Origin of the sequence: Micromonospora sp. WMMC415, assembly GCF_009707425.1 — a bacterium.
In the GTDB taxonomy this organism is placed as follows: domain Bacteria; phylum Actinomycetota; class Actinomycetes; order Mycobacteriales; family Micromonosporaceae; genus Micromonospora.
Genome location: NZ_CP046104.1, coordinates 1,720,722 through 1,736,052 on the forward strand (window position 1 = coordinate 1,720,722; position 15,331 = coordinate 1,736,052).

Here is a 15,331-nt window from a genome sequence, read left to right on the forward strand (position 1 = left end):
TTCCGGGTGAAGCTGGTCAGCGGGTGCCGGTGGCGGCGGACCGGCGCCGGGACAGCGCGTCCACACCGGCCGCGAGCAGCAGAACCGCGCCGGTGAAGACGTACTTCAGACCGGCGCTGAGGTTGAGCAGGCCCATGCCGTTGATGATGACCGCGACCACGGCGCCGCCGAGCACCGCGTTGATCATGCGACCCTTGCCGCCGAAGAGGCTCGTACCGCCGATGACCGCTGCGCCGACCGCGTAGAGCAGCACGTTACTGCCACCGGTGTTCGGGTCGACCGACCTGTCCTTGCTGGCGGCGATGATGCCGCCGATCGCGGCCATGGTGGAGCAGATGACGAACGCGGAGATCCGGATGCGGTCGACGTTGATGCCGGCCCGCCGGGCGGCCTCGCGGTTGCCGCCGACCGCGTACAGGTGCCGGCCGTACGCCGTGCGGTTGAGCACGAACGTCCAGAAGACCAACAGCGTGGCCAGGATCGGCACCACGATCGGCATGCCCTTGTTGGAGCTGATCAGCGGGTTGATGCTGCGCTCCTGGTTGAGCACGTACACGGCGAAGCCGAGGATGAGCGCGAGCGCCGCGATCCGGCCGAAGACCACCAGGGCCGGGTCGGTGACCAGGCCACGCGCCGTGCGGTTGTGGTGCTGGAGCAGCTGCGCCGCCGCGTACCCGGCGACCGCGACCGCGAAGAGCGCCCAGCCGATCAGCGGGGGCACCCACCGGTTCTCGATCGCGATGATCACCTCGTCGCCGATCGAGATGTTGGTGCCCTCCTTCATCAGCAGCAGCACCACGCCCTGGAAGGCGAGGAAGCCGGCGAGGGTGACCACGAAGGACGGGATGCCGACCTTCGCCACCAGGAAGCCGAGGGTCAGGCCGATGACCAGGCCGGTGGCGAGCGCGGCGAGCACCGCGACGTACCACGGGTAGCCCAGCACGGTCACCACGTTGGCGAGGATCGCCGCGCAGACGCCGCTGGCGAAGCCGGCGGAGAGGTCGATCTCGCCGAGCAGCAGGACGAAGATCAGGCCCATCGCGATCGCCGTGACCGCCGCGCCCTGGGTGAACAGGTTGGCGAAGTTTCCGGCGGAGAGGAAGACCGGCCGCACGATCGCGAAGACGACACAGAGGACGACCAGGCCGGTGACGGCCGGCAGCGAGCCGAGGTCACCGCCGCGGACCCGGGCCAGGTAGTTGCGGACGTGACTGGCGACGGTGGGCGCCGCTGTGACGGCGGCCGGGCCCTCCTCGCGTACTGCGGTGGTGGTCATCGGACGGCTCCCGGGGTGGTGGCGGGCTCCCCGCCGTTGTCGTGCTGCCCGTTGCCGAGGCCGAGCGCGCCGGACCGGCCGGCGGTGATCAGCTCGACCACCTGGGCGTGGGTGATGTCGGTGGTCTTCACCTGCGCGACCATCTGGCCGAGGTAGAGCGCGGCGATGCGGTCGGAGACGGCGAAGACGTCGTTCATGTTGTGCGAGATGAGCACCACGGCCAGGCCGTTGTCGGCCAGCCGGCGGACCAGTTCGAGCACCTGCGCGGTCTGCGCGACGCCGAGCGCGGCGGTGGGCTCGTCGAGGATGACCACCCTGCTGTTCCAGAGCACCGCCTTGGCGATGGCCACCGTCTGGCGCTGGCCTCCCGACAGGCTGGAGACGTGCTGACGCAGCGACTTCACCGTGCGTACCGACAGACCGGCGAGCGTCTCCGCGGCCATCTGCTCCATGGTCGGCTCGTCCAGCACGATGCCGCTGCGCTTCTCCCGGCCGAGGAACATGTTCTGCACGATGTCGAGGTTGTCGCAGAGCGCGAGGTCCTGGTAGACGACCTCGATGCCGAACGCGGCGGCGTCGCGCGGGCTGTTGATGGTCACCGGCCGGCCGTCGAAGAGGAACTCACCGGCGTCGGTCGGGTAGATGCCGCTGATGCACTTGACCAGGGTGGACTTGCCGGCGCCGTTGTCGCCGACCAGCGCGGTCACCTCGCCGGGGTAGGCGGAGAAGGCGACGTCGCGCAGGACCTGGACGGGACCGAAGCTCTTGTCGATCCCGCGTAGCTCCAGCAGGGGGGTCGCGGACACGGGGTTCTCCTTACGGATCAAGGGGAGGTCTCTTCAGCCCGTCGGCAGCGGCGGTGCGCCGCCCGGCACGGGGGTGGCCCGTGCCGGGCGGCGCTCACCACGGCGGGGTTCAGCTGATGCCGGCGTCGGTGCAGAGCTTGGCGAAGTCGCCGGTGCAGACCTCGTCCTTGGTCACGAAGCCGTCGGCGATGACGTCCTTGACGTTCTCCTTGTAGATCAGCTTCGGGGTGAGCAGCACGGACGCCACGTCCCGCCCGCTCTCCGGGTCCTTGACGGTCTGGCCGGTCTGCTTGCGCTCGCCCTTGGCCAGCCCGATGGCGAGCTCGGCGGCGGCCTTGGCCTCCTCCTTGATCGCCTTGTAGACGGTCATGCACTGGTCACCGGCGAGGATGTTCTGCAGGCCCTGCGGGGTCGCGTCCTGGCCGGTCACCGGGACCTTGCCGTTGAGCTTGTTCTTCTTCAGGACGGAGATCGCCGCGTTGCCGAGGCCGTCGTTCGCGGCCAGCACGCCGTCGATCTTGCCCTTGGTCTGGGTCAGCATCTGCTCGAAGATGACGCCCGCCTGGGCGTTGTCCCAGTCCGGAACGGCCTGGTCCGGGCCCTTGGTGAACTCGCCCGAGTCGAACTTCGGCTTGAGGATCGAGTCGTACCCGTTCTTGAACAGGGTCGCGTTGTTGTCGGTGGGGGAGCCGTTCAGGTAGGCCACGACCGGCTTCTGCTTGCCCGCGTCGGTGAGGCACTTGGCCAGGCCCTCACCCTGCAGCTTGCCGACGGCCTCGTTGTCGAAGCTGACGTAGTACTCGGCCGAGCCGCCGAGGGTCAGCCGGTCGTAGTCGATGGTGGCGACACCCTGGGACTTTGCCTTCTCCAGCACGGCCTTGCCGGTGCCGGAGTCCAGGTTGACGATCATCAGGGCGGTCGCACCGCTGGTGATCATCTGGTCGGCGATGGTGGAGAACTGGGACTTGTCGCCCTGGGCGTTCTGGATGTCGTACTGGACGCCGGCGGCCTTGAAGGCCTCCTCCAGGAACTTGCGGTCCGCGCCCTCCCAGCGGGCGGAGGACTTGCTGTCCGGAAGGATCACGCCGATCTTCGGGGTCTTCTGGCCGCCGGCCTGGTCGCCGCCGTCAGAGTTGTCACCACAGGCCGCCATGCTGCCGGTGGCCAGGAGGCCCGCGGCGGCGACGGCGAGGAAGCCCTTGCGCATGTGCAGGGTCCTTTCGGAGGTGGGGGATGGTGTTGTTTTGTTGTGCCCGGCAACGTATTCCGCGCTCCACCGGCGGCACAAGAGTGCCGAGGTCATGAGTTTGTTGTGGGCAGTAACAATTCGGCAACGTCAGCGACTCCCGGGCTTTACCCAAGCGGCGAGCGCTCTCCGCCGGGGCAAGGTCGGGTGAAACGGGCGGACCGGAGCAGCCGGGGAAGTGCGCGGGCGCCGGGGTCAGGCGGAGGCGATCCGGGCGGTCGTGGCGTCGGTGAGGGCGACCAGGTCCTGCGGGGCCAGTTCCAGCTGGAGGCCCCGGCGGCCGGCCGAGACGTACACGGTGTCGTGCCGCAGGGCGCTCTCGTCGAGCACGGCGGGCAGGCGCTTGCGCTGGCCTAGCGGGCTGATCCCACCCCGTACGTACCCGGTGGCGCGCTCGGCCACCGCGCGGTCGGCCATCGCGGCCCGCTTGCCGCCCACCGCCGCGGCGAGGGCCTTCAGGTCCAGCTCGCCGGTCACCGGGACGACCGCGACGGTGAGCGTACCGTCGACCTCGGTCACCAGGGACTTGAAGACGCGCTCCGCGGGCACGCCGAGCGCCGCCGCCACCAGCGCCCCGTAGTTCGGCGCCTCCGGCGACACGTCGTACGGATGGGTGCGGTGGGCGACCTTCCGCTTCGCCAGCAAGGCCGTTGCCGGAGTCCCCTGTCCCGCCACGCCCGCCAACCTAATGCCCGCCCCACCCGTTCCACCCGGTATCCCCGCCGGAAGCCCGCGTTGATCATGAGGTTAGCGGTGCGACACGCCGTTGCCGTCGCCGCTAACCTCATGATCAACGGGGTTGGATCAGCCGGGTGGGAGCGGGCGGGCGATCAGGACCGTCGGGGCGCCGGCCACCCGGGTCAGGATGAGGCTGGCTGGTTGGTTGCCGGTGAGTTTCAGGTCGCGGCGGAGCTTCTCTGGTTCGAGCGCCGAGCCGCGCTTCAGGATCTCGACCCGGCCGACCTGGCGTTCCCGCAGCAGCGCCCGCAGCCGCTTCAGCGAGAACGGCAGCACGTCGGTGATCTCCAGACCGCGGGCGAACGGTGTCGGCGCGGGGGTGTCGGCGTACAGGTAGGCGATCGCCGGATCGGCCAGCGTGGCGCCCAGTTCGCCGGCCAGTTCGGCGACGAGGTGCGCGCGGACCACCGCCGGGTCCGGGTCGTACACGTACCGTCGCACGGGACCGACCGGCGCCTCGACCGTGCCGGAACCGGTCAGCTCGTGGACGGTCGCGTGGTGAGAAGGGGACCCTTCTCTACCGGAGGCGTTAAAAGGGGGCCCTTCCTTCAACACGGTCGCGCGGCGGGGGACGGTCGCCAGGTCGCCGCACCAGAGGGCGGCCTCGACCAGGTCGCCGTCGACGCTCACCCACTCCGCCTCCGCGCCGGGCGGGATCAGCGCGTGGTCGAGGCCGGGCGCCACCTTCACCACCGTGCGCGGTACCCGCTCGGCCAGCCCGACCACGAAGTCCCACGGCGGCGAGTACGCGTTCGGGTCGAAGATCCGCCGGCCGGACCTCCGGCGGGCGGGGTCGCAGAAGACCCCGTCGACCCGGTTCACGTCGAACCCGGTGGCGTCGCCGCACTCCACGGTGAACCGTTCGGCCAGCCCGGTCGCCTCGGCGTTCGCGGCGGCCATCGCGGCGGTGAGCGGGTCGGCCTCCACTCCGTACACCCGGATGCCGGCACGGGCGGCGGCGAGCGCGTCGGCGCCGAGGCCGCAGCCGAGGTCCGCCAGGGTGGTCACGCCGGCGGCGCGGAGCCGGTCGGCGCGACGGCGTGCCACCACGCCCCGGGTGGCCTGCTCCAGTCCGGCGCGGGTGAAGAACATGCCGGTGGCCGCCGCACCGAACTTGCCGACCGCCCGGCGGCGCAGTTCGGCCTGCGTGAGCGCCGCCGCGGCGAGCGCGGCGGGCACCCCGGCCGAGCGGAGCGCCGCCGCCGCGGCCAGCGGGTCGCCGCCGGCCACGTCGGCCGCCGCCGCGAGCGCGGCCGACCCCTCGGGCGTACGCAGCTCCGCCAGCTGTTCCAGGTCCACCCGGCCATTCTTCCGGCCGGTCCCGAACCGGCCGGGCCGGGGGAGCCCGGGGCCGAACGGCCGGCCCTCGCATGATCGACTCGACTTCCGTGACATCGGGGTGTCCCGCTCACTCGGACACCGCGATATGCAGGAACCCGAGTGGATCATGCCAAGGACGGCGCAGAGGGGGTGACTCGGCGTGGCCGGGCAGACCCGGAGGCGACACCGGGCCGGCTTGGGGGAGGCGCGTGCGGTGTCAGCGAGGTGTCGGGCAGGCGGCGACGAAGGCCCGCCAGCTCGCCGGGGTGAAGGCGAGCACCGGGCCGGCCGGGTCCTTGCTGTCCCGTACCGCGATCACGCCGGGCAGGTTGTCGGCGACCTCGACGCAGGCGCCGCCGTTGTTGTTGCTGCGGGTGGACGTGCGCCAGGCGGCGCGGGTCAGGTCCATGACGTCGCCACTTCCTCGATCAGGCGGGCGGACTGCCGGCGCGGCAGCGCCTCACCGGCCACAGTCTCCCAACGCCGTCCCAAGGTGGCAAGGTCGTTCGGGCCGTCCACCGTCTGGCCCCGGAGCTGGTTGTCCAGATGTGCCAGCTCGGTGCCGTCGGCGAGCCGGGCCAGGATGAATCAGCCTGCCCAGCTCATCCTGGCTGAGGCCGCGCGCCTGGCGGGCCCGGCGCAACTGGTCGCGCAGGAAGCCCAGTGTCGGTACCTCGATCATTCGCCACCCTCCGTGTCCCGACCGTTGCCGGAACGTACGAGCGCGCTCGCCCGCCGGGGAAGCGAAAGCCGGCGTGTTGCGGTGAAGAGTGGCGAAGCTGTGGCGACGCGTCGGGTGTCCCGTTGGCACTCTCCTTGACGGAGTGCTAGCCGAGGAATAACCTGCGATTAGCACTCTCACCCTGAGGGTGCCAACCCCCCGGGCCGGGTGCCCGGGAGGTGAACGCCAGGCGGACCGGCACCCGCGACGACGGCCCCGCCCGGTGGCATGTGGCAGATTGCGCTGGTCGGCTTGCCGGCCGGTAACGAAACCAGTACCCCAGGAGGGTATGCCCGTGACTACCGCGACCAAGGTTGCGATCAAGCCGCTCGAGGACCGGATCGTGGTCCAGGCGAACGAGGCTGAGACCACCACGGCGTCGGGCATCGTGATCCCCGACACCGCCAAGGAGAAGCCGCAGGAGGGCACCGTCCTCGCTGTCGGCCCGGGCCGGATCGACGACAAGGGCAACCGCGTGCCGCTCGACGTCAAGGTCGGCGACACCGTTCTCTACTCGAAGTACGGCGGCACCGAGGTCAAGTACGCCGGCGAGGAGTACCTGGTGCTCTCCGCCCGCGACGTCCTCGCGGTCATCGAGAAGTAGGCAACCGAGCAGTGTCGTTGCCCCGGTCCGGCTCGCCGGGCCGGGGCAACGACGCTTCGAAGGGACATTCATGGCGAAGATCCTGAGCTTCTCGGACGACGCGCGGCACCTGCTGGAGCACGGTGTCAACGCCCTCGCGGACGCGGTCAAGGTGACCCTCGGCCCCCGCGGGCGCAACGTCGTCCTGGACAAGAAGTTTGGTGCGCCCACGATCACCAACGACGGCGTCACGATCGCCAAGGAGATCGAGCTCACCAACCCGTACGAGAACCTCGGCGCGCAGCTGGTCAAGGAGGTGGCGACCAAGACCAACGACGTCGCCGGCGACGGCACCACCACCGCGACCGTGCTGGCCCAGGCGATGGTCCGCGAGGGCCTGCGCAACGTCGCGGCCGGCGCCAACCCGACCGGCCTCAAGCGGGGCGTCGACGCGGCGGCCGCGAAGGTCTCCGAGGCGCTGCTCGGCAAGGCCGTCGAGGTGGCCGACAAGGAGGCGATCGCGCACGTCGCGACGATCTCCGCGCAGGACGCGACGATCGGTGAGCTGATCGCCGAGGCGATGGAGAAGGTCGGCCGCGACGGTGTCATCACCGTCGAGGAGGGCTCCACCCTCGCCACCGAGCTGGACGTGACCGAGGGTCTCCAGTTCGACAAGGGCTTCGTCTCGCCGAACTTCGTCACCGACGTGGAGGCGCAGGAGTCGGTCCTGGAGGACCCGTACATCCTGATCACCACGCAGAAGATCTCGGCGATCGAGGAGCTGCTGCCGCTGCTGGAGAAGGTCCTCCAGAACAACAAGCCGCTGCTCATCATCGCTGAGGACGTCGAGGGCCAGGCGCTGTCCACCCTGGTGGTCAACGCGATCCGCAAGACCCTCAAGGTCTGCGCGGTGAAGGCCCCCGGCTTCGGTGACCGCCGCAAGGCGATGCTCCAGGACATCGCGATCCTCACCGGCGCCGAGCTGGTCGCTCCCGAGCTGGGCTACAAGCTCGACCAGGTCGGCCTCGAGGTGCTCGGCACCGCCCGGCGCGTGGTGGTCGACAAGGAGAACACCACGATCGTCGACGGTGGTGGCCAGGCCTCCGAGGTCGCCGACCGGGTCGCCCAGATCCGCAAGGAGATCGAGGCCTCGGACTCCGAGTGGGACCGGGAGAAGCTCGCCGAGCGGCTGGCCAAGCTCTCCGGCGGCATCGCGGTGGTCAAGGTCGGCGCGGCCACCGAGGTCGAGATGAAGGAGCGCAAGCACCGCATCGAGGACGCCATCGCCGCGACCAAGGCCGCGGTGGAGGAGGGTACGGTGCCCGGCGGCGGTGCCGCCCTGGCCCAGATCCTGCCGGTGCTCGACGACGACCTCGGCTTCACCGGTGACGAGAAGGTGGGTGTCTCGATCGTCCGCAAGGCGCTGGTCGAGCCGCTGCGCTGGATCGCCCAGAACGCCGGCCACGACGGCTACGTGGTGGTGCAGAAGGTCGCCGGCAAGGAGTGGGGCCACGGGCTCAACGCCGCCACCGGCGAGTACGTCGACCTGACCAAGGCCGGCATCCTCGACCCGGTGAAGGTGACCCGCAACGCGGTCGCCAACGCCGCGTCCATCGCCGGTCTGCTGCTCACCACGGAGAGCCTCGTGGTGGAGAAGCCGAAGGAGCCGGAGCCGGCCGCGGGCGGCCACGGCCACTCGCACGGCCACGGCCACAGCCACCAGCACGGCCCGGGTTTCTGACCCACGTCGCAACCCCGTTCGGGGCGCACCGCCACGCCGGCGGTGCGCCCCGACGCGTTTCCGGGTGTGCTTACGGAACGCTGACGTCACTACCGGGCCGCCGCCCCGATCGGAAACACTGGGCGGCGTGACCACGACGACGAGGTACCACGCCGCCCTGGCCGGGGTGACCGCCGCCGCGGTGGCGCTCGGGTCGGCGGAGCTCGTGGCGGTGCTGACCGGCCCGCGCTCCGCGCCGCTGGTCGCCGTCGGGGGCCTGGTCGTCGACACCGTGCCCGAGCCGCTGAAGCAGGTCGGCATCGCGCTGTTCGGCACGTACGACAAGATCGCGCTGCTGATCGGGACGGCCCTGCTGCTGGCGGGCTTCGCCGCGCTGCTGGGCGTGCTGTCCCGGCGCCGGCTGGCGTACGGCCTCACCGGCGTCGCGGCGTTCACCGCCCTGGGGCTCGGGGCGGCCCTGACCCGGGCCGGCGCGGACGGCGCCGACGCCCTGCCGGCGCTGGTCGGGGGCGTCCTCGGCGCGGTGGTGCTGTGGGCGTTCATCGCCGGCCCGCTGGAGCTGGACCCCTGGCCCTGGTCTCCACCCGTGCCGCCGGCCGAGCCCCCGTCACCGGCCGCTGGCTCGGTGGTCGCGGCCGGGCGGGGGGTCGCGGCGGAGCCCGCGACGCCGGACCCGGAGTCGCGGCGGCGCTTTCTCGCCGCCACCGGGCTGCTGCTCGGGGCGGCCGGGGTGGCCGGACTCGGCGGCCGGTGGCTGGCGGGCCGCCAGGGCGTCTCGGCGGCCCGGAGCGCGGTGACGCTGCCGCCGCCCGTCTCGCCCGCGCCCGCCGTGCCGGCCGGCGCCGACCTGGCGGTGCCGCAGCTCGCGTCGTACGTCACCCCGAACACCGGCTTCTACCGGATCGACACCGCCCTGGTGGTGCCTCAGGTGGACCCGGCCACCTGGCGGCTGCGCATCCACGGCCGGGTACGCAACCCGATCACGCTCACCTTCGACGACCTGCTGGCCCGGCCGATGGTCGAGCGCTACGTGACCCTCGCCTGCGTCTCGAACGAGGTCGGCGGCGACCTGGTCGGCAACGCCCGCTGGCTGGGTGTGCCGCTGAAGGAACTGCTGGACGAGGCGGAGCCGGAGGAGGGCGCCGACCAGGTGGTCGGGCGGTCGGTCGACGGCTGGACGTGCGGCACCCCCACGGCGGTGCTGCGGGACGGGCGGGACGCCCTGCTGGCGGTCGGCATGAACGGCGAGCCGCTGCCGGTCGAGCACGGCTTCCCGGCCCGCGTGGTGGTGCCCGGTCTCTACGGGTACGTGTCTGCGTGCAAGTGGGTCACCGAGCTGGAGCTGACCAGCTTCGCGGACTTCGACGCGTACTGGGTGCCGCGTGGCTGGTCGGCCCAGGGGCCGATCAAGACCCAGTCGCGGATCGACACGCCGCGCCCGCGTAACCGGCTGACCGCCGGCCCGGTGACCGTCGCCGGGGTGGCCTGGGCGCAGCATCGCGGCATCCGCCGGGTCGAGGTCCGGGTGGACGAGGGTCCGTGGCGGGAGGCGGACCTCGCCGCGACGGTCTCGGTGGACACCTGGGTGCAGTGGTCGTGGCGGTGGGACGCGACGCCGGGCGAGCACAAGCTGGAGGTGCGGGCCACGGACTCGACCGGCGAGACGCAGACCGGCCGGCGTTCGGCGTTGGCGCCCGACGGCGCGACCGGCTGGCACGCCGTCCGGGTGACCGTCCGCTGACCGACGGGAACGCCACCGACCGCCGACGCCGCCACCTGACCGCCGGCGCCCCTTCCGGTGCCGGTCCGTCACCCGACACCGGACACCCCGCGACGGCGAACGCGCCGGCCGGATCGCCCTGGCCCGCCCGGCGAAATCCTCCGGACGCACCTGCTCCAGGAACATGCCGCCGCACACCCTTTGCTCTGCTTCAACCCACGCACCGGAAACGGGCCGAAAACGGTGCGCCGGTTGAAGCAGAGCAAAGGCGGTGGTGGGGAACATGCGGGCGGGCCGGGCCGCCCATAGGACGAACCGAAGGCGAACCTCCCGACGACGACGCCGCGCCCCACTGGGGCGCGGCGTCGGAAGGTTCTCGGGCCGGGGTCAGGCGATCTTGCGCTGCGCGGGGACGGTCGACTTGTGCGGCCGGCCCAGGCGAGCCTCCAGCCGGGCGATGTCGACCCGCGTCTGCCGGCGATCGGCCAGGTCCTCCCAGCCCAGGGCGAGCAGGCGCAGCCGCTCGGACTCGCTGAAGCCGCCCCAGACGCCGTACGGCTCGCGGACGGCGAGGGCGTGCGCCGCGCACTCGGCCCGGACCGGGCAGGTGCGGCAGACCGCCTTGGCGCCCGACTCCCGGCGCAGGCGGGAGGAGCCCCGCTCGCCGTCCGGGTGGAAGAACTGGGCGCTGTCCCGACCTCGGCACGCGCCGAGACGCTGCCAGTCCCAGAGGTCGACGATGGGTCCGGGAAGTCTACGTACGTTCGACATCAGCACCCCTCCTTCCGCGCGGCACCGCGGAGTTCCCTGTGTTACCGGCGTCCGCGCTGGCGCGCCGTGTCCGGCTCGAGGTCCCGGTACCCGGGGTCCGCGCGGCTCACACTTCTGTGATCCAAAACCTCGGACAACTCGCGGCATATGCCCCAACTGTCGGAAAAGTTCGAAGGATTGCCCGGAACCACCTCCCGACGGGACCCCGCCATGGTCTGCTCGTGAACGGAGAGGAGACCACTGTGCGTACGGTTCTCGTGTGCGTTCGGACGCCCTTGGCGGCGCAGCACCTGACCTCCGCGGCGGCGCGGCTGGGACTGTCCGGGGCGGTGCGGACCGCCGTCTCCGATCCCGAGGTGATGCTGCGGCTCGCGGAGCGTCCCGCCGACGTGGTGCTCGCCGACACGGCGCTCACCCGGCCGGACAGCGCCGGGTTCGTCCGCCGGGTGCTGGCCCGGGCGCCGCAGGCCGCCGTCCTGCTGCTCGGCGCCGAGGAGTCCGAGGCGGCCGCCGCGACGATCAACGCCGGCGCCCGTGGCCTCATCCAGGGCACCGACCACGACCTCACCAGCGCGGTGGCGAAGGCGCTGCTGCTGCTCTCGGCCCCCGGGCGGGCCAACCGGCACCGGGTCACCGACCCCGTACGGGACGCCGCCTCCGTGGGCGGGCCGGCCCGCTCCACGCCGGCCGGCCGGACCCCCGCCGACCCGCCCACGGCCTGGTCGGCCAGCTCCACCGACCCGGCCGCCGGGCATCCGACGGTGGTGCCCGTGCAGCGCGGTGACGACCCCGCCGAACCGGCCGGCGAGCCGGAGGGTGCGGTGCCGGGCAACCAGCGCAACGCCTCCGCCGCCCGGAACGGGCGGGCGTCGATCGGGCTGACCGAGCGCGAGCTGCAGGTGCTGCTGGGGATGGCGGAGGGCAAGAGCAACGCCGAGATCGGGCGTGAGCTGTTCGTCTCCGAGGACACGGTCAAGACCCACGCCCGGCGGCTCTTCCGCAAGCTGGGCGCGCGGGACCGCGCCCACGCGGTGGCCGCCGGCTTCCGCGCCGGGCTGGTGGCCTGACCCCTCAGCGCCCGGAGCCCGGCTCCTCGTCCGAGCCCTCGCTCAGCGTGTCGTGCACGCCGTCGGCGTACCCGCGCGCGTAGTCCCAGCTGACGTAGTGGTCCGGATCCGGGTCGTACGCCGGCTCGTGCACCCGGGGACGCCCGGAGCTGAGCAGGTGGCGCAGATTACCCCGGAGCAGGTCCCAGTCGAAGTAGTGGGGCTCCCGGCAGTCCTCACACTCGATCACCAGCCCGCGCACCCCGATCGGCGCCAGCAGCGCCTGGTAGATCTCCAGGTCGGCCAGGTCCTCCAGGACGTCCTGCCGCTCGACGTCGGTCAGCGGGTCGAGCGACTCGTCGCCAGGATCGTGCAGGCCGGCGGTCGGATCGGCCGGGTCGCCGTTGAACGGGTCGATGGGCTCGTCGTGCACCCCCTCACCGTAGACCCAACCCCCCGCCGACGCCCGCCCCCGGGCCGTGCGTGACCTGCCCCGCCACCGGCGGGGACGGGGCGGGTCACTGGGTACGATGGGGCGACGCGCCGTCACCCGGCGTGCGCCGGTGCCCGCCCGCGCCACCTCGCTGAAGCCCGTCCGAGCAGCTCAGGGGAGCAATCGTGGAAATTTCGCCCAGCACCGCTCAGCCGACCGGCGCCGACAACGGCGAGCTGGGCGGCCACCTGCCGGAGCTGCCCGCCGGCTCGGCGCGAGTGGTGCCGCTCGGGCTCACCTTCGACGACGTGCTGCTCCAGCCGGGCGAGTCGGACATCGTGCCCAGCCGGGTGAACACCCGCACCAAGCTGACTCGGTCGATCGAGCTGTCCATCCCGCTGCTGTCCAGCGCGATGGACACGGTGACCGAGGCGCGGATGGCGATCGCCATGGCCCGCCAGGGCGGCATCGGCGTGCTGCACCGCAACCTTTCCGTGGAGGACCAGGCGCTCCAGGTCGACCTGGTGAAGCGCTCCGAGTCCGGCATGATCACCAACCCGGTGACCGCCAGCCCGGAGGACACGCTCCGCGACGTCGACGCGCTCTGCGGGCGGTACCGCATCTCCGGCGTGCCGGTGGTCGACGGCGACGGCCAGCTGGTCGGCATCGTCACCAACCGCGACATGCGCTTCGTGTCCGACCCGGCCACCCCGGTCCACGAGATCATGACCCGCACCCCGTTGATCACCGCCCCGGTCGGCGTCAGCAAGGACGAGGCGCTCGCCCTGCTCCGCCAGCACAAGGTCGAGAAGCTGCCGATCGTCGACGGCTCCGGCAAGCTGCGCGGGCTGATCACGGTCAAGGACTTCACCAAGAGCGAGCAGTACCCGGACGCCACCAAGGACGACGCCGGCCGCCTCCGCGTCGCCGCCGCCGTCGGCGTCGGTGAGGACGCGTACAAGCGGGCCCGCACCCTGGTCGACGCGGGCGTCGACGTGCTGATCGTGGACACCGCGCACGGCCACCAGCGGGCCGTGCTGGAGATGGTGGCCCGGGTCAAGAAGGACACCGGCATCGACGTCATCGGCGGCAACATCGCCACGTACGCCGGCGCGAAGGCACTGGTCGAGGCCGGCGCGGACGGCGTCAAGGTCGGGGTCGGCCCGGGCGCCATCTGCACGACCCGGGTGGTCGCGGGTGTCGGCGTACCGCAGATCACGGCGATCATGGAGGCGGCGCGGGCGGCGCGGCCGGCCGGCGTCCCGGTGATCGGCGACGGCGGCGTCCAGTACTCGGGCGACATCGCCAAGGCGCTCGTCGCCGGGGCCGACACGGTCATGCTGGGCAGCCTGCTGGCCGGCTGCGAGGAGAGCCCGGGCGAGTTGATCTTCGTCAACGGCAAGCAGTACAAGGCCTACCGGGGGATGGGCTCGCTGGGTGCCATGCAGTCCCGGGGCCAGGCCAAGTCGTACTCGAAGGACCGCTACTTCCAGCAGGACGTGACCAGCGACGAGAAGCTGGTCCCCGAGGGCGTCGAGGGCCAGGTGCCGTACCGGGGGCCGCTGGCCCGGGTCGCCCACCAGCTGGTCGGTGGGCTGCGGCTCGCCATGGGTTACGCCGGTGCGGAGAGCATCACCGAGCTGCACCAGCGTGGCCAGCTGATCCGGATCACCGCGGCCGGGCTCAAGGAGAGCCACCCGCACGACATCCAGATGACCGTCGAGGCGCCCAACTACCACACCCGCTGACCCACCACCCCCAACCACCTGGAGTCCCCATGCGTGACGTGGTCGAGATCGGGCTGGGCAAGACCGCGCAGCGCGGCTACCACCTGGACGACATCGCGATCGTGCCGAGCCGCCGCACCCGGGACGTCGACGACGTCTCCACGGCCTGGCAGCTCGACGCGTACCCGTTCGGCATCCCCTGCGTCGGCCACCCCTCCGACGCGACGATGAGCCCGGCCTCGGCGGTGAAGCTGAGCCAGCTCGGCGGCCTCGGCGTGCTCAACGTGGAGGGTCTGTGGACCCGCTACGAGAACCCGACGAAGGTGCTGGAGGAGCTGGCCGGCCTGGACGAGGACGCGCGCCACACCAAGCGGCTCCAGGAGGCGTACTCCGAGCCGATCCGTCCCGACCTGATCGCCGAGCGGGTCCGCGAGCTGCGTGCCGGCGGCGGCACGGTGGCCGTGCGGGTCTCGCCGCAGCACACCCTCGCGCTCGCCCCGGTCATCCTCGACGCCGGTGTCGACATCCTGGTCATCCAGGGCACCATCGTCTCCGCCGAGCACGTCTCGACGACCGAGGAGCCGCTCAACCTCAAGGAGTTCATCGCCGACCTCGACCTGCCGGTCATCGTCGGCGGCTGCACCGACTACAAGACCGCCCTGCACCTGATGCGTACGGGTGCGGCCGGCGTCATCGTCGGCATCGGCGGCGACGACTGGTCCACGACCGACTCCGTGCTCGGCATCCGGGTGCCGATGGCCACCGCGATCGCCGACGCGGCGGCCGCGCGGCGCGACTACCTGGACGAGACCGGCGGCCGGTACGTGCACCTGATCGCCGACGGCGACGTCATGACCTCGGGCGACATCGCCAAGGCCCTCGGCTGCGGGGCGGACGCGGTGATGCTCGGCGAGCCGCTGTCGCTGTGCGCGGAGGCACCGGCCGGTGGCGCGTGGTGGCACTCGGCCGCCAGCCACCCGTCGCTGCCGCGCGGCGCGTTCGAGGTGGCCGGCGAGCCGCTCGGCTCGATGGAGCAGCTGCTCTTCGGCCCGGCCGACGAGCCGGACGGCCAGCTCAACCTGTTCGGCGGGCTGCGCCGCGCGATGGCCAAGTGCGGCTACCGCGACCTCAAGGAGTTCCAGAAGGTCGGCCTGGTCCTGGACCGCTGACCCGCCCCGAGAAGCACCGCACGCACCGGTCGCG

General features: G+C 72.1%; 14 protein-coding genes and 1 pseudogene. 6 read left to right on the forward strand and 9 right to left on the reverse strand.

Annotation, left to right across the window (positions count from 1 at the left end):
- Positions 1-16: 16 nt before the first annotated feature.
- The 7 genes and pseudogenes from GKC29_RS08475 to GKC29_RS29865 form a co-directional block, all read right to left on the reverse strand.
- A complete protein-coding gene (locus tag GKC29_RS08475; RefSeq protein WP_155330294.1) occupies positions 17-1,276 on the reverse strand; it encodes a sugar ABC transporter permease in 1,260 nt (419 codons plus the stop codon).
- A complete protein-coding gene (locus tag GKC29_RS08480; protein WP_155330295.1) occupies positions 1,273-2,082 on the reverse strand; it encodes an ATP-binding cassette domain-containing protein in 810 nt (269 codons plus the stop codon). Before GKC29_RS08480 ends, GKC29_RS08475 begins: the two co-directional genes overlap by 4 nt.
- Positions 2,083-2,191: 109 nt before the next feature.
- A complete protein-coding gene (locus tag GKC29_RS08485) occupies positions 2,192-3,289 on the reverse strand; it encodes a sugar ABC transporter substrate-binding protein (protein WP_155330296.1) in 1,098 nt (365 codons plus the stop codon).
- A gap of 234 nt (positions 3,290-3,523) precedes the next feature.
- Positions 3,524-4,003 (reverse strand): Cys-tRNA(Pro) deacylase, encoded by a 480-nt coding sequence (gene ybaK / locus GKC29_RS08490; protein WP_155330297.1) that lies wholly within the window; start codon positions 4,001-4,003, stop codon positions 3,524-3,526.
- Between the two features lie 129 nt (positions 4,004-4,132).
- The gene (locus GKC29_RS08495) at positions 4,133-5,365 is read right to left on the reverse strand and encodes a methyltransferase domain-containing protein (RefSeq protein WP_155330298.1); all 1,233 of its coding nucleotides are present in this window, start codon (positions 5,363-5,365) and stop codon (positions 4,133-4,135) included.
- A 238-nt stretch (positions 5,366-5,603) separates the two neighbouring features.
- Positions 5,604-5,795 (reverse strand): DUF397 domain-containing protein, encoded by a 192-nt coding sequence (locus tag GKC29_RS08500; protein WP_155330299.1) that lies wholly within the window; start codon positions 5,793-5,795, stop codon positions 5,604-5,606.
- A pseudogene (locus tag GKC29_RS29865) lies at positions 5,786-5,974 on the reverse strand (Scr1 family TA system antitoxin-like transcriptional regulator); the annotation flags it as partial. The pseudogene GKC29_RS29865 and the gene GKC29_RS08500, both read right to left, overlap by 10 nt.
- Positions 5,975-6,396: 422 nt before the next feature.
- On the opposite strand from GKC29_RS29865, the gene groES reads away from it, so the two are divergent.
- From groES to GKC29_RS08515, 3 genes are all read left to right on the forward strand, one after another.
- Entirely contained in the window at positions 6,397-6,711 is a 315-nt protein-coding gene (groES, locus tag GKC29_RS08505) for a co-chaperone GroES (RefSeq protein WP_089005269.1), read from the forward strand.
- A gap of 70 nt (positions 6,712-6,781) precedes the next feature.
- Positions 6,782-8,431 carry a chaperonin GroEL gene (gene groL / locus GKC29_RS08510; protein ID WP_155330300.1) on the forward strand — a complete coding sequence of 550 codons (1,650 nt, stop codon included), beginning with the start codon at positions 6,782-6,784 and terminating at the stop codon, positions 8,429-8,431.
- 127 nt (positions 8,432-8,558) lie between these two features.
- On the forward strand, positions 8,559-10,172 hold the full coding sequence (locus GKC29_RS08515; protein ID WP_155330301.1) for a molybdopterin-dependent oxidoreductase: 1,614 nt from the start codon (positions 8,559-8,561) through the stop codon (positions 10,170-10,172).
- A gap of 366 nt (positions 10,173-10,538) precedes the next feature.
- Here GKC29_RS08515 and GKC29_RS08520 read toward each other — a convergent pair whose 3' ends face one another.
- Positions 10,539-10,922 (reverse strand): WhiB family transcriptional regulator, encoded by a 384-nt coding sequence (locus GKC29_RS08520; protein ID WP_155330302.1) that lies wholly within the window; start codon positions 10,920-10,922, stop codon positions 10,539-10,541.
- Positions 10,923-11,164: 242 nt separating this feature from the next.
- Between GKC29_RS08520 and GKC29_RS08525 the strand changes: the two genes are divergently transcribed.
- Positions 11,165-11,989 carry a response regulator transcription factor gene (locus tag GKC29_RS08525; protein WP_155330303.1) on the forward strand — a complete coding sequence of 275 codons (825 nt, stop codon included), beginning with the start codon at positions 11,165-11,167 and terminating at the stop codon, positions 11,987-11,989.
- 4 nt (positions 11,990-11,993) lie between these two features.
- Here the strand turns inward: GKC29_RS08525 and GKC29_RS08530 are convergent, their stop codons facing one another.
- Complete coding sequence (locus GKC29_RS08530) at positions 11,994-12,401, reverse strand: DUF5319 domain-containing protein (protein WP_155330304.1); 408 nt, start codon at positions 12,399-12,401, stop codon at positions 11,994-11,996.
- A gap of 185 nt (positions 12,402-12,586) precedes the next feature.
- Between GKC29_RS08530 and guaB the strand changes: the two genes are divergently transcribed.
- Positions 12,587-14,149 (forward strand): IMP dehydrogenase, encoded by a 1,563-nt coding sequence (gene guaB / locus GKC29_RS08535; RefSeq protein WP_196255839.1) that lies wholly within the window; start codon positions 12,587-12,589, stop codon positions 14,147-14,149.
- Between the two features lie 29 nt (positions 14,150-14,178).
- Positions 14,179-15,297 (forward strand): GuaB3 family IMP dehydrogenase-related protein, encoded by a 1,119-nt coding sequence (locus GKC29_RS08540; RefSeq protein WP_155330305.1) that lies wholly within the window; start codon positions 14,179-14,181, stop codon positions 15,295-15,297.
- The last annotated feature ends 34 nt before the right edge of the window (positions 15,298-15,331 follow it).